The sequence below is a fragment of the Enhydrobacter aerosaccus genome, from assembly GCF_900167455.1.
GTDB classification, from domain to species: Bacteria; Pseudomonadota; Alphaproteobacteria; order Reyranellales; family Reyranellaceae; genus Reyranella; species Reyranella aerosaccus.
This window is the reverse complement of sequence record NZ_FUWJ01000002.1, coordinates 173,330-186,212: the sequence shown is the minus strand read 5'-3', so window position 1 is coordinate 186,212 and position 12,883 is coordinate 173,330. Positions and strand designations below refer to the sequence as shown.

General features: G+C 66.2%; 9 protein-coding genes. 5 read left to right on the top strand and 4 right to left on the bottom strand.

Annotated features, from left to right (window positions below; all coding sequences use genetic code 11):
* The first annotated feature begins 1 nt into the window (after position 1).
* A complete protein-coding gene (locus tag B5D62_RS10150) occupies positions 2–427 on the top strand; it encodes a GNAT family N-acetyltransferase (protein ID WP_085933765.1) in 426 nt (141 codons plus the stop codon).
* A gap of 63 nt (positions 428–490) precedes the next feature.
* On the opposite strand, the gene B5D62_RS10145 is transcribed toward B5D62_RS10150, so the two are convergent.
* Positions 491–1,348 carry a uracil-DNA glycosylase gene (locus tag B5D62_RS10145; protein ID WP_139373829.1) on the bottom strand — a complete coding sequence of 286 codons (858 nt, stop codon included), beginning with the start codon at positions 1,346–1,348 and terminating at the stop codon, positions 491–493.
* Positions 1,348–2,343, bottom strand: coding sequence for an alpha/beta fold hydrolase (locus B5D62_RS10140; RefSeq protein WP_170920877.1), 996 nt, complete (start codon positions 2,341–2,343; stop codon positions 1,348–1,350). Before B5D62_RS10140 ends, B5D62_RS10145 begins: the two co-directional genes overlap by 1 nt.
* Before the next feature lie 186 nt (positions 2,344–2,529).
* On the opposite strand from B5D62_RS10140, the gene B5D62_RS10135 reads away from it, so the two are divergent.
* Genes B5D62_RS10135 through B5D62_RS10125 form a run of 3 tightly spaced genes read left to right on the top strand, consistent with a single transcriptional unit; the run spans position 2,530 to position 6,843 of the window.
* Positions 2,530–4,185 (top strand): electron transfer flavoprotein-ubiquinone oxidoreductase, encoded by a 1,656-nt coding sequence (locus tag B5D62_RS10135; protein WP_085933762.1) that lies wholly within the window; start codon positions 2,530–2,532, stop codon positions 4,183–4,185.
* A 5-nt stretch (positions 4,186–4,190) separates the two neighbouring features.
* The gene (locus tag B5D62_RS10130) at positions 4,191–5,969 is read left to right on the top strand and encodes a tetratricopeptide repeat protein (protein ID WP_139373828.1); all 1,779 of its coding nucleotides are present in this window, start codon (positions 4,191–4,193) and stop codon (positions 5,967–5,969) included.
* A 16-nt stretch (positions 5,970–5,985) separates the two neighbouring features.
* Positions 5,986–6,843 (top strand): 4-(cytidine 5'-diphospho)-2-C-methyl-D-erythritol kinase, encoded by an 858-nt coding sequence (locus B5D62_RS10125; protein WP_085933760.1) that lies wholly within the window; start codon positions 5,986–5,988, stop codon positions 6,841–6,843.
* Between the two features lie 13 nt (positions 6,844–6,856).
* Here the strand turns inward: B5D62_RS10125 and B5D62_RS10120 are convergent, their stop codons facing one another.
* Positions 6,857–8,203 (bottom strand): SEL1-like repeat protein, encoded by a 1,347-nt coding sequence (locus tag B5D62_RS10120; RefSeq protein ID WP_085933759.1) that lies wholly within the window; start codon positions 8,201–8,203, stop codon positions 6,857–6,859.
* Entirely contained in the window at positions 8,200–9,267 is a 1,068-nt protein-coding gene (locus tag B5D62_RS10115) for a COX15/CtaA family protein (protein WP_139373827.1), read from the bottom strand. Before B5D62_RS10115 ends, B5D62_RS10120 begins: the two co-directional genes overlap by 4 nt.
* Positions 9,268–9,367: 100 nt before the next feature.
* On the opposite strand from B5D62_RS10115, the gene B5D62_RS10110 reads away from it, so the two are divergent.
* A complete protein-coding gene (locus B5D62_RS10110; protein ID WP_085933758.1) occupies positions 9,368–12,871 on the top strand; it encodes an FAD-dependent oxidoreductase in 3,504 nt (1,167 codons plus the stop codon).
* Positions 12,872–12,883 lie beyond the last annotated feature (12 nt).

The following is a 12,883-nucleotide window of genomic DNA, read 5'->3' as shown; positions in this document are numbered from 1 at the left end:
TATGGACGAGAAGATCGAGCTGGTTTTCGATCCGCACAATGCGGCAGCGGCGGAGTATGTCCACAAACGGCTGTCGGCGTTCAACGCGGCGGCGACGGGCCGGTCCGATTTCTACCCGGTGAACATCTTCCTGATCGGCGACAAGGGCGAACGACTGGGCGGCCTGCTTGGTTATGTATGGTCGGATTGGCTCTACGTCGCCATCCTGTGGGTCGATGAGGCGCTGCGCGGCAAGGGACAGGCGACGCGGCTGATGGATGCGGCCGAGGATTACGCGCGCCAGCGCGGCTGCCATTCGGCATCGCTCGACACACACTCCTTCCAGGCGCGGCCCTTCTACGAGAAGCGCGGCTACGAAGTCTTCGCCACGCTCGACGACTATCCCAAGGGCCACCAGAAGTTCTTCCTGAGGAAGAAGCTTTCATAGGAGCGGTGCGTTTCTGCGGATGCGCACCCCTTGAGCGCCACTGGAGTGGCGCGCTCCGATGAGTCAGGCGAGGTCCTTCAGCTTCTTCTCGATCGCGAGCAGGTCCATCCAGCTCTGGCGCTTGCTGGCGGGGGTGCGCAGCAGGTAGGCGGGATGGAAGGTCGGCATGGTGGGGATTTCCGTCCCGTCACCGAGACGATAGCTCGCCCATTTGCCGCGCAGACGCATGATGCCTTCGGCGGTGTCGAGCACCGCCTTGGCGGCAACGCCACCGGCGAGGACCAGCACCTTGGGCCGGATCAGCTCGATATGGCGGCGTGTGAAGGCGAGACACATGCCCTGCTCGGCCAGCGTCGGCGTGCGGTTGCCGGGCGGGCGCCAGAACAGGATGTTGGTGATGTAGAAGCCGCCGGCGCGCGTGAGGCCGATCGCCTCCATCATCCGGTCCATGAGCTGGCCGCTGACGCCGACGAACGGCTTGCCGAGACGATCCTCGTCGGCGCCGGGCGCCTCGCCGACCACCATCACTGGCGCATCGGGCAGGCCATCGGCGAAGACCGTGTTCTTGGCCGTGCGCTTGAGCGCGCAGCCTTCGAAGCTGCGGACCGCCGCTTCCAGCTCGGCGAGCGTCGTGCAGCCTTCGGCCAGGGCGCGCGCATCCTCGACCAGCTGGGGCGATTCGAGCGGCACCGGAGGACGCGGTGCTGGCGGTGCGGCGCGCAGGGGCGTCGGCGCGGCCGGCCGAGCGGGCGTCGCGGCTGGCGGCGTCATCGCGACGGTGACGGCAACGGGAGCGGCGGCGGGCGATGGCAGGGCGAAGCGATCGACCGGCTCCTCGCCGATCGTCTCGTCGAGACCCTGTTCGACGTACCAGCGCAGGATTGCTGCAAGATCCTGTGGCGCGATCGCCGCGTCGGCCATCAAAGGCTCTTCAGGAAGGCGGCGAGGATCGGTGCCCACAACGCCGCATCGGCATGGCTCGCCATGTGGCCCTTGTTCGAGGGCAGCTCGACATAGGTGATATCGACGCCGGCCTTGCGCATGTCGCTCACGTAGCCGGGGCAAAGGGCGATGTCGAACAGCTTGTCGGTCGGAGACTGCACATAGAGGACCTTGGCCCTTCTGAGCGCATCGTACTGGCTGGTAATGTCGAACGTACCGATGGCCTTGCGCAACACGACGAGCGAGTGGCCATCATAGATCTGCGCCCAGGCCCGCGCATTGGCGCGAATCGCCGCCTCGCGCGCCCTGGGATCGGGCATCGTCTCGGCCAGGATCTCGTTCTGGCCGTAGCTCATCAGGGTCTCGAAGCGGATTTCCTCGAGCGTCCCGGCGATGCCGCCATTCTCGTAGTACCAACCGTCGTTCCAGTTGGGATCGCTGGCCAGCCGTTTCTGCAAGGCCTGCAGGCGCTCGAGGCCCGAGGGCGCGCGCGGCGCCGTGACCGACGGCACGATGGCCTTCATGAAACCCGGATAGGACGCCGCCCACTGGAACGACTGGAAGCCGCCCATGGACGGGCCGATCACGGCAACCAGTTGTTTCAATCCCAAGGAATCGACCAGAAGTTTCTGGCTCGCGACCATGTCGCGCAGGGTGATCTCGGGGAAGGTCGGGCCATAGGGCTTGCCGGTGCGTGGGTCGATTGCATTCGGGCCGGTGCTGCCATGCGCGGAACCCAGGGCATTCACCGCGATCACGAAGTAGCGATCCGTGTCGATGGCCTTGCCGGGCCCGATCAGGGCATCGAACCAGCCGACGGAACCAGCCGCGACGCCGCGTCCTTCCTTGCCTTTCGCGTTCCGACCGGCGGCATGATGGCTGGACGTATAGCCGTGCACGACGAGGACGGCGTTGTCTCGTTGGGGGCTCAATTGCCCGTATGTCTCGTAGGCGAGCTCCAGGCGAGGCAGCACCTGCCCATTTTCCAGTCGGAAATCGTGCGCCGCGAACGATTTACTCTCAATTTCTGTCAACTCAGCCACGGGAATGCCCCTTTCAGCAGGTAGCGATCCAGCCCCCGACAGGCTATTTACCAGCCAAGGATCGCCGCCAGCCAGCGGTGCGTCTATCTGGAAAAGGCACTGGAGAGCGAGACGGGTATGGCACGCGAGGCGATGGAATACGACGTAGTGATTGTCGGCGGCGGCCCGGCCGGGCTCGCGGCGGCAATCCGGCTGAAGCAGCTCGCGGCCGAGCGCAACCACGAAGTGTCGGTCTGCGTGCTCGAGAAGGGATCGGAGATCGGCGCTCACATCCTCTCCGGCGCCGTCATCGATCCGATCGGGCTGAACGAGCTCGTTCCCGACTGGAAGGAGAAGGGCGCGCCGGTCGAGACGCATGTCACCGACGACCAGTTCCTGTGGCTGACCAAGACCGGATCCTACCGTTTCCCCAATTTCCTGATGCCGCGGCTGATGAACAACCACGGCAACTACATTGTCAGCCTGGGCGAGCTGTGCCGCTGGCTGGCGCAGCAGGCCGAGGCGCTGGGCGTCGAGATCTATCCCGGCTTTGCTGCCGCCGAACTGCTCTACAACGAGGATGGCTCGGTGAAGGGCGTCGCCACCGGCGACATGGGCATCGCCAAGGATGGCCATCATAAGGACGGCTACACCGAGGGCATGGAGCTGCATGCCAAGTACACGCTGATCGCCGAAGGCGCCCGCGGCTCGCTGGCCAAGCAGCTCATGGGCAAGTTCGACCTGCGCGCCGGCGTCGATCCGCAGAAGTTCGGCATCGGCATCAAGGAGCTGTGGCAGGTCGATCCCGCCAAGTTCAAGAAGGGCCTGGTGGTGCACTCGCAGGGCTGGCCGCTGTCGGAGACCGGCAGCCAAGGCGGCTCCTTCATGTACCATTTCGGCGACAACCTCGTGGCGATCGGCTTCGTGGTTCACCTGTCGTACGAGAATCCGTACCTGTCGCCGTTCGACGAGTTCCAGCGCTTCAAGACCCATCCGGAAGTCGCGAAGCATCTGCAGGGCGGCAAGCGGCTCTCCTACGGCGCCCGCGCCATCAATGAAGGCGGCGTCCAGTCGGTGCCCAAGCTGGTGTTCCCGGGCGGCGCGCTGATCGGCTGCTCGGCCGGCTTCGTCAACGTGCCGCGCATCAAGGGCAGCCACAATGCGATCAAGAGCGGCATGCTCGCGGCCGAGGCGGCGTTCGAGGCGCTGGCCGGCGGCAAGACCGGCGGCGACGAGCTGATCGCCTATCCGGTCAAGCTCAAGGCATCGTGGATCTGGAAGGATCTCGACAAGGTCCGCAACGTCAAGCCGGCGCTGAAGTGGGGCTCCGTGATCGGCACGATCTATGGCGGCTTCGACATGTGGATGCACGATCTCGGCATCCGGCTGCCGTGGACGCTGCGGCATCACAAGGCCGACCATGAATGCCTGCGTCCGGCCTCCGAGTTCCAGCCCATCCCGTATCCCAAGCCGGACGGCGTGCTCTCCTTCGACAAGCTGTCGTCGGTGTTCCTCTCGAACACGAATCACGAGGAGGACCAGCCGGTCCATCTCAAGCTGCGCGATCCGTCGATTCCGATCGCGGTCAATTTGCCACTCTACGCCGAGCCGGCGCAGCGCTATTGTCCGGCCGGCGTCTATGAAGTCGTCACCGCCGACAACGGTCAGCCGCGCTTCCAGATCAACGCGCAGAACTGCGTCCACTGCAAGACCTGCGATATCAAGGATCCGGCGCAGAACATCGACTGGACTGTGCCGGAAGGCGGCGGTGGTCCCAACTACCCCAACATGTGACAGGCATGCGACCCATTCCCCTCGCGCTGTTGTCCGCGGCGCTGCTGCTCACGACGTCCTTGTCCGGCATGGCGCAAAGTACGCCACCCGCGAAATCGCCGGCTGGCGTGCCGCAACGTGCGTCGGCGCCAGGGACGATCTCGCTCGAGGGTCGATATCTCGCCGGCCGCGTGGCCGAAGAGGATCACGACTACGACAGCGGCGCCGAACAGCTCGACCTCGCGCTGGCGCAGGCCCCGAACGATCCGACCTTGGTCTACGGCGCGTTCCGCATGCGCGTGTATGCCGGCCGCTTCGATGCCGCCGCCTTGCTGGCGCCGCAGGTTCTCGCGACCAAGCCGGGTGATGGCTTCGCCAACCTGGTTCTGACGGTCCAGCACATCAAGCGCGGCGACTATCGCGCTGCCGAGCAGCAGCTGGCGCGGATCGGGGCCGAGAACCAGCTCGGCCCGCTGAAGGACTTCGTGGTCGCGTGGCTGAAGGCGGGCGAGAAGGACTACGCAGCAGCGCGTGACATCCTGGCCCGGCTCAAGCCGCGCCAGGGCAACGACCGCGCCGAGGCGCCGTCGCTCATCATCCGCGCCCAGATCGACGAGATGGCGGGAGATCGCGCGGCGGCCGAGACCAAGTATCGTCGCGCCGCCGAGCTCGACCCGGCCGGTTTGCGCATCGTCGTGTCGGCGGCGGAAGGGCTGGAACGGCTCGGCAAGGTTGCCGACGGCCGGGCGCTGCTCAAGGCCTATGGCGACAAGTACAGCGACTCGGTCGTGATGGACGGCCTGCTCGCCCCCAACGCGCCCGCTCCCAAGCCGCCGTCGCCCGCCTCGGGCGTGGCCGAGATCCTGTTCGATATCGGCGGTATCCTCGGCTCCGACCAGCGCAACGAGCGCGCCGATCTCGCCTTGATCTTCGAGCAACTCGCGGTCGAGCTGAAGCCCGATTTCGACTTCGCCTGGCTGATGATCGCGGGCATCGACGAGCAGTTCGGCAGGATCCCGCAGGCCGTGGCGGCATTGGGCAAGATCGGCCCGACCTCGCCCTTGAACTGGCAGGCACGTCTGCGTGCGGCCACGCTCGATGCCCAGGAGGACAAGATCGACAGTGCGGTCCGTCGCCTGCAGGCGATGGTGGCGGAGAAGCCGGATCGCATCGACGCGGCGCTGTCGCTGGCCGACCTGCTGCGCACCAAGGAACGCTATCAGGAGGCGGTCGCGGCCTACGACACGGCGATCTCCCGCATCAAGGGTGCCGAGGACCGCTACTGGCCGATCCATTTCGGACGCGGCATCGCGCTCGAGCGCCTCAAGCAGTGGCCGCGCGCCGAGGCCGACATGAAGAAGGCGCTCGAGCTGTCGCCCGAGCAGCCCTATGTCCTGAACTATCTTGGCTACAGCTGGATCGATCAGGGCGTGCATCTGGACGACGGCATGAAGATGCTGAAGCGGGCCACCGAACTCAGGCCCGATGACGGCGCCATCACCGACTCGGTGGGCTGGGCCTATTATCGGCTGGGCCAGTTCGACGAGGCCGTGAAGTGGCTGGAGCGCGCGACAGAGCAGAAGGGCGACGACGCCACGGTGGTCGAGCATCTGGGCGACGCCTACTGGCATGTCGGCCGGTTCCGCGAGGCCCGCTTCGAGTGGCAGCGTGCCGTCAACCAGAAGCCGGACAAGGATCGTCTGCCGGTCCTGCAGGACAAGCTGAGCAATGGTCTGAACGTCTCGAACGACAAGCCGACCGTCTACGAGAAGGAAAAGTCCGCCGACAAGAAGCAGGGCGGCTGAGCCAGACGGATCGCGCTTGGAAGTCCCTGGAGAAGTGCATGTCGAGGCGGCTCCGGCCAAGGTCAATCTGTGGCTGAACGTCGTCGGCCGCCGCGCTGACGGCTACCACCTTCTCGACTCGCTGGTGGCCTTCAGCGATCTCGCGGATACGCTCGAGATCCGTGCCGCCGATGACCTCCGGCTGACGATCGAAGGCCTCGGCGCGGAGACGCTGTCAGCCGAACCCGACAATCTGGTCCTCAAGGCGGCGCGAGGGCTCGCTGACGCAGTCGGGCGCAAGCCGCAGGTGGCGTTTCGCCTCGTCAAGCGTATCCCGATGGCGGCGGGCCTGGGCGGTGGTTCCGCCGATGCCGCTGCGGCGCTCCGTGGCCTGGTCAGGTTCTGGCGACTCGGGCTTCCGCAAGCCGACCTGCTGACCCTTGCGACCCGCTTAGGCGCCGACGTGCCGATGTGCCTGCTCGGCAAGCCATCGATCGCACGTGGCATCGGCGAGGAACTCGAAGCCGCTCCGGCATTGCCGCGCTGTGGCGTGTTGTTGGTGAATCCCGGCGCGGTCCTGCCGACGCCGGCCGTCTTCGCAGCGCGCCGCGGACCTTTTTCGCCGGTCCAGCCAATCGAGGCATGGCAGGACCTGCCGGCGCTCGTCGAAGCACTCGCCGCACGCGGCAACGATCTGACGGATGGCGCGATCTCCCTGCAGCCGGTCGTCGGTGAGGTCCTGGCGACACTCCGTCGAAGCCCGGGCGTTCGCTATGCCGCGATGAGCGGCAGCGGCGCGACCTGCTTTGCGCTGTTCGACGATGTTGCTGGCGCGCGGTCCGCTGCAGCTTCGCTGCCGCCGCAGTGGTGGCGGCATGCCGGGGGCTTCGCCTGAGTCGCGACGCCCTTTAGGGCTTGGTGCTCTTCGGAGCCTGTGGAGAGGCGGCTGTGGGCGGCGAGCTGGTGGCGCGTTTGGCGAGGGCCTGCTTCAGCGCGACATACACGTCCTTGTTCGGTTCGCCGGTTTCGGCGACGCCGATGCTGCGCTGGAAGCCGCGAATGGCGCTGCTGGTCATGGGGCCCGGTACGCCGTCCGGCTTGTCGCGCAGCAGTTTGAGATCGACCAGCGCCTGCTGGATCGCCCGCACCTGATCGCTCGGCGTCGAGGGCCATCCGGCCGCCACATCCTGGTCCCCGGACGGCGCGGGTGAAGCGGAAGTCTTGTCAGGCGCCGGAGACGGCAGTGCCGGCGCAGGCAGCTGCGGCGGTGGACTGGTGGACGGCAGCCCGGCGACGATCTTGCCAATCTCGCTTTGGCCCATGTCCCGTGCACGACGCAGTTCGGCCGGCGTCAGGACGCGTTGCAGCGCCTGGGCACGCTGCACCGCCGCCTTGGCCAGCGGTGTGTCGTCGCCATTGTTCTCATCGCGCTCGAACTGTGCCGCGAGCCCAAACCAGGCAACGGCTGCGGGAAGATCCTTCGGTGCCGCATCACCGCGTTCATAGACATCGGCCAACGTGAACATCGCAGCCGCCATGCCCTGATGCGCGGCCGCCTGCAACAGCTTCACGGCCTGCGCCTGGTCGCGCGGCACGCCTTTGCCGGTCCGCAGCAGGAGGGCGAGATTGTGCTGGGCCGCCGGCACGCCGGCCTCGGCGGCGCGCCGGTACCATTGCGCCGCCTTTGCCGAATCACGCTCCACGACGAAGCCGCTTTCGTACATCACCCCGACATTGAAGGCCGCCTGGGGAGAGCCCAGTTCGGCAGCATGCAGCATCCATCCGGCGCCGGCCGGAGGATCCTTGGCGATGCCGACTCCCAGGATGAGGCGTCGTCCCATCTCGATCATCGACGGCAGATCGTTGGCCTCCGCCTGCTTCTTGAGGTCGGCCAGCGACAGCGACTCCGGATCGCCGGCAACGGCGCCGCTCGGTGGCGGGTTGTCCGTAGCGGGTGGCGGTGCCGCGGCAGGCTCGACAGCGGGACGCTTGATCTCCGCCACCGTGGGCGCCGGCGGAATTTCCGCAGCGGGAAGGGCGATATCGTCGCCGAAGGCCGGTGGCTGTGACGTCGGGGCGCCCGGCGCCGTTGCCTTCGCCTGCTTGGCCGGCCGCGGAGGTGTCGCTGGCGGACGGATCGTCACGAGCGCCAGCGCGCCCGCCGCGACGGCGATCACCAGGATGCCAAGCAACAGGCGCGACGGACGCGTGAAGGCTTTACGGCCGATGCGATTTTGTTCCGGGACGCCGCTCATCGCCCGACAATAGCCGAGAGCGGCTGGGCACGAGAAGGGATGGCCCGATGGCGCACCACGAGCAGCGTGGTGAGAAGCAGCACCGCGCCAGCCTGGTGAGCGGAGGCCAGCGCGATCTCGACGCCACTCAGGATCGTGGCGATCCCGAGACAGAGCTGCACCAGTGCCATGCCACCGGCCGCATAGCCTTCGGGGCGGCGGCTACGCCAGGCCAGGACGAGAACGCCAAGCACCAGGAGCTTGGCCAGCCATCGGTGGATGAATTGAATGGTCGTTCCGTTCTCGAAGATATTGATCCACCACGGCGACAGATCGAACATACCCGGCGGAATCCAGTAGCCCGACATGGTGGGGAACGTGTTGTGGGCGAGACCGGCCCGCAAGCCTGCCATCAGCGCGCCGAAGGTCATGACCACGAACACGAAGCCGATCAGGGCCGAAGCCTTGCGCCGCGTGCCGGGATCGTCGCGGCGCGCCGTCTGAGGGCCGAGTTCGAGGATCAGCCACACGGTATAGGCATAGAGCGCCACGGCGGCGAGGAGATGCGCGGCCAGTCTGTAGTGACTGACCGATGGCCGATCGACGAGGCCGGATGCCACCATCGCCCAGCCCAGCACGCCTTGCAGGCCTCCGAGCACGAGCAATGCGACGAGCCGAGGCTTCAGCGCCGGCGACAGCTGTCCGCGGATCCAGAACCAGGCGAGCGGCAGCGCCATCACCAGACCGATCAGGCGTCCCCACAGGCGATGGAAGAACTCCAGCCAGAAAATCTGTTTGAATTCCGGCACGGTGAAATCACGATTGACCAATCTTCCCTGGGGCGAGGAAAGATATTTCTGCAGCTCTTCCTGCCAGGCCTGCTCGGTCAAGGGCGGGATCACGCCTGTGACGGGTTTCCATTCGACCATCGACAGGCCCGATTCAGTCAGGCGCGTCAGGGCTCCGAGCACGATCATGACGAAAATCATTGCCGCGACGAGAATCAGCCAGGCACGTACGGTGGCGGGAACGGTCTTCATGGCCGGCGGACCATGGGGGAACTGGAACGCTGCGTCATCAGGCATAAATGTCGCGAAGCTTCGCCACCTTGCGCGGAGCGGCGTGCTTGGTTAATCGGTTCGTGCACATACAAATCCCCCTCCCCCTGACCCGGATATTCTGACAATGACGGCGCATCAACTCACTCCTTCGCTCGCTCACGGGGTGGGTTTCGACGATCTTTACGACCGGGACGGACTCGTCCGGCTGGATGCGGCTTTCGTCGCTTGGCTGCAGGACGCCAATGTCGATGTGCACGCTCGTTTCCTGGCCGCTCGCTCGGCCCCGGACTCTCTGGCGACGAAGGACGAGGCGAACCTCCTGATCGAGGTCGCGCGTTCGCTGGAGGACTTCGTCGCTGGCCTGTTCGGCGTTTCGCGGGAAGCCTCCACGCTGCGCGCCGGGCACGTGGAGCTTGCGCCGCTCTACGATTGCAAGCGGCTGTTCGTTCAGCGCTATGTGACGCGCGCCATCAAGGCGGATGCAGCCGCGACGCTGGTCGGGGCCGAAGTGACGGCCGCGATCAAGGTCCCGGCTCGCCTCGAGGACGGGCTGGAGGCGTGGGAACTGGCATTTGCGCTGGCCGTACGCGAGCTGGTGGGCGCGGAATTCAAGGTGGAAGCACCGACGCCTGAGATCGAAGCCCTGACGCGTTACGCCGCGTGGGCGCTGCATAGCCCCGAAGGCAAGCGACGTCATCGCGAGGGACCGCTGTTCAAGGTGCCGCACAAGCTCGACTTCGAACACCTCGTGCCGATCGAGACCGAAGTGGTCGACGGCGTCACCCGCATGAAGTTGCCGCGCAGCATGCTGCGTCATCGCGAAGGGTTTGCGCTCACCGATGCGGGCTACGATCTCGTACGCACCGTGGATCACACCAATTACTGCATCTGGTGTCACAACCAGGGCAAGGACAGCTGCTCCAAGGGCCTGAAGGACCGCAAGACCGGCGAGTTCCAGAAGTCGCCCTTCGGCGTCACGCTCGCCGGCTGCCCGCTCGAGGAGCGCATCTCGGAGATGAACCTGCTGAAGAGCGAGGGCTTCTCCATCGGCGCACTGGCCACGGCGATGGTCGACAACCCGCTGCTCGCGGCAACCGGACACCGCATCTGCAACGACTGCATGAAGGCCTGCATCTATCAGAAGCAGGAGCCGGTCGACATCCCGCAGATCGAGACCCGCACGCTCAAGGACGTGCTGGGCCTGCCCTGGGGCTTCGAGATCTACTCGCTGCTGACGCGCTGGAATCCGCTCAACCTGCGCCGGCCGATCCCGCGTCCAGCCACCGGTCGCAGCGTGCTGGTGGTCGGGCTCGGCCCGGCAGGCTTCAATCTGGCGCATCATCTCATGAACGACGGCCATACCGTGGTGGCCATCGACGGACTCAAGATCGAGCCGCTGCCCCCGGAACAGTCGGGCGTGAAGGCCGATGGCGGGCGCGTTCCCTTCGTTGCCGTGAAGGACATCGCCACTCTGCGCGAGAATCTCGGCGAGCGGGCGATGGCGGGCTTCGGCGGCGTCGCCGAATACGGCATCACGGTGCGCTGGGACAAGAACTACCTCAAGCTGGTGCGGCTCCTGCTGGAGCGTCGCAATCAGTTCTCGATGTTCGGCGGCGTGCGCTTCGGCGGCACTGTCACGGTCGAAGACGCCTTCGCCCTGGGCTTCGACCATATCGCGTTGTGTGCCGGCGCCGGCAAGCCGACCGTGCTCGACATGCCGAACGGGCTGGCGCGCGGCGTGCGCGCGGCGTCGGATTTCCTGATGGCGCTGCAGCTCACGGGCGCGGCGAAGAAGGAGTCGATCGCCAACCTGCAGGTGCGGTTGCCGGTCGTGGTGATCGGTGGCGGCCTGACCGCGATCGACACGGCCACGGAGTCGCTCGCCTATTATCCGCTGCAGGTCGAGAAGTTCCTGGCTCGCCACGAGACGCTGGTCGCCGAACGCGGCGAGACGGCGGTGCGGGCCGGCTGGAGCGAGGAAGAGCGCGAGATCGCCGATGAATTCATCGCGCATGCCAAGGCCATTCGCGCCGAGCGTGCGGCGGCGGCCAAGGAGGGCCGTGAACCGGAGATCGCCAAGCTGGTGAACGGCTGGGGCGGTGTCACCGTCGTCTATCGCCGCCGTCTGATCGAGTCGCCTTCCTACACGCTCAACCACGAGGAAGTGCTGAAGGCGCTGGAAGAGGATATCCGCTTCGCCGAAGGACTTTCGCCCACGGCCGTCGAGGTGGATGCCAACGGCCATGCCAAGGCACTGGTGGCCGAGGGCCAGCAGGGCGGCGAGAAGATCAAGGCGACCTTGCCGGCGCGCACGATCCTGGTGGCGGCGGGAACGCAGCCGAACACGGTGTTGGCGCGCGAGGATGCGACGCATGCCTTCATCGACGGCAAGTATTTCCGGGCGCTCGACGAGGATGGCGAGCCGGCGACGCCCGAGCGCGTGTGCAAGCCGCGCGACGTGCGCGTGCTGATGTATCGCCATGCCGACGGACGCTTCATGTCGTTCTTCGGCGACCTGCATCCGTCGTTCGCCGGCAACGTGGTGAAAGCCATGGGCGGCGCCAAGCAGGGTTATCCGATCCTTACGCGGAGCATGGCTCGATTGGCGGCCCCCAAGCGCGCGCCTGCCGATATCCTGGCCGAGGCCAACCGTCTGTGGCGTGCGAAGGTCGTGCGTGTCGAGCGGCTGACGCCCACCATCGTCGAAGTCGTGGTCGAGGCGCCGGCAGCGGCGCGCAATTTCGAGCCCGGCCAGTTCTATCGTCTGCAGAATTACGAGGCGCGCTCCAGGAAGATCGAAGGCACGCTGCTGACCATGGAAGGATTGGCGCTGACCGGCGCCTGGGTCGACAAGGAGAAAGGCCTGCTCTCCCTGATCGCGCTCGAGATGGGCGGCTCGTCCGATCTCTGCGCCCTGCTGGAGCCCGGCGAGCCAGTGATCGTGATGGGACCGACCGGCGCCCCGACCGAGATCGAACCCGGGGAAACGGTCGTGCTGGCCGGCGGCGGCCTCGGCAACGCGGTGCTGTTCTCGATCGGACAGGCGTTCCGGAAGGCCGGCAGCAAGGTTCTCTACTTCGCGGGCTACAAGCGCGTCATCGATCGCTACAAGGTCGACGAGATCGAGGCCGCGGCCGATGTCGTGGTGTGGTGCTGCGACGAGGCTCCGGGGTTTGCGCCGTCGCGGCCGCAGGACAAGTCGACGGTCGACAACATCGTCGAGACGATGCGCAAGTACGCGGCCGGAGAACTGGGTGAGCAGCCGATTCCGTTCAACGACGCAGACCGCATCATCGCGATCGGCTCGGACGGCATGATGAACGCCGTGCGATTGGCGCGCCATTCGGTGCTGAAGCCCTATCTCAAGCCCGATCACCGCGCCTTGGGATCGATCAACTCCCCCATGCAGTGCATGATGAAGGAGATCTGCGCCCAGTGCCTTCAGCTTCACAAGGATCCGGTCACGGGCAAGGAGACAGTGGTCTTTTCCTGCTTCAACCAGGACCAGGAACTCGATCGCGTCGATTTCGGCTGCCTGCGTCAAAGGCTGCGACAGAATAGCGTGCAGGAAAAGATCGCGGCGCAGTGGCTCAACCGGTCGTTGCAGAAGCTGGGCATCCGCCGCTAGAATCGCCCCACT